The sequence below is a fragment of the Dankookia sp. GCM10030260 genome, assembly GCF_042666655.1.
GTDB lineage: Bacteria > Pseudomonadota > Alphaproteobacteria > Acetobacterales > Acetobacteraceae > Paracraurococcus.
Map to the genome: position 1 here is coordinate 1 of NZ_JBHTDE010000077.1, position 1,475 is coordinate 1,475.

Consider the following 1,475-nt stretch of genomic DNA (forward strand, 5'->3'; position numbering starts at 1 on the left):
CGGAGGGCATCCTGGGGCATGGCCGGCGCCGCCCGTGCCCGGGGGCTCGCCCCCGGGCACGGGCAGTCGCGCTGGACTGGGGAATTTTCAGCCAGCACTTCCGGGGAGCATTCATCCAGCCGCTACAGGAGAGCGAGGCGGAGGAGGCCACCGGCATGTCGCGTGGCAACATCGTCGAGCAGGGGCTGTTCTTCGGCGAGGTGGCGCGGGCCGGGGAGGCCTCGCTCTTCGAGGACCGGGTGGTGCTCGGCGAGATGTTCTACCGCGAGATCATGGAGCACGGCGTCCCGCTGCTGGACCGGGCGATCCGCGAGCTGCGCGACCGCTCGATGGCGATCGATGTCTATGTCTGGCTCGCCTACAAGCTCCACGTGCTGCAGGGGCGGACGCCGCTGCGCTGGCCGGCGCTCTATGCCCAGTTCGGTGCCGGCTTCGCCACCATCAAGAATTTCCGCCCTTCCTTCCTGGATGCGCTGTCGGCGGCGACCGCGGCCTATCCGGATGCGGTGGTGACACTGGAGGAGGAGGGGATCGCGCTGCACCCCTCGCCGCCGCCCATCCCCTACCGGGGCCCGAGCCGGGCCCGGCGGATCACGGCTGGTTAACCCCACACCCTGAATGCGACCGCCGCGGGCGGTTTGGCTGGTTAACCCCACGGGATAAGTGTCCGGCCGGGGGTTAAGCACCCTTGCAGCCAGGAAATACCTGCTCGCGAGGGAGTGCCGCTTGCGTTTTGCCGCAGGAGGCCTAATTTGTGCACCGCAGCAAAGCGGTTCGCCGCCTGCTGCTTTCTTGGACGTTTCCTCCCTAAACTTGGCGGCACCCCAGGGTGCCGCCCTTTTTTTCGGCGGGAAGGCCAGGGACGGGGCATCGGCCGCCCTCGGGTTTCGGCCCGGGACGACAGGATGCGGTTTCCCGAAAATGGGGTGTTGACGCTGGGTCGAACTGGCGTCATAAGCCGCCCCCCGCAGACAGGCGGTCCTGCCTCACCTGGCCAGCCAGAGACGCCAACGGCGTCGAAGGCCAAGCCGGACGATAAAGGATCAAGTCTTCTACGGTTCTGGTCTTACTGCCTTCGGGCAGATGTTCTTTCTTCCTGCAGAAATGCAGGGGCCTCTTGCTTCGGTTTGCTTCGTCGGTTATACGACGACCAGCCGCTTCAAACGGCTCTGATCTTTGACAATCGCATCGGTCTTTTGGAAGCAAGTACGCTTTACAGCGTTCTGTCGATGGTCCCGTGCGCGGGACTGGTCGGTGGAGGCGGTTGGCAGCGTATTTTTACATCGAGAGTGGTGAGCGGAGTCGGATCGAAACGGCGATCCGCGCGATGGGGCCTCGGCCCGGTCGCGCTGATGAACCTGAGAGTTTGATCCTGGCTCAGAGCGAACGCTGGCGGCATGCTTAACACATGCAAGTCGCACGGGCAGCAATGTCAGTGGCGGACGGGTGAGTATCGCGTAGGAATATATCCTGAG

The 1,475-nt window shown here is 64.6% G+C and carries 1 protein-coding gene and 1 rRNA gene; both read left to right on the top strand.

The window, feature by feature from the left end; all coding sequences use genetic code 11:
* On the top strand, window positions 1–605 hold a 605-nt coding region (locus tag ACFQS7_RS30890; RefSeq protein ID WP_380070977.1), incomplete at its 5' end, for a replication protein RepA.
* A 749-nt stretch (window positions 606–1,354) separates the two neighbouring features.
* A 16S ribosomal RNA gene (locus ACFQS7_RS30895) occupies window positions 1,355–1,475 on the top strand; the annotation flags it as partial.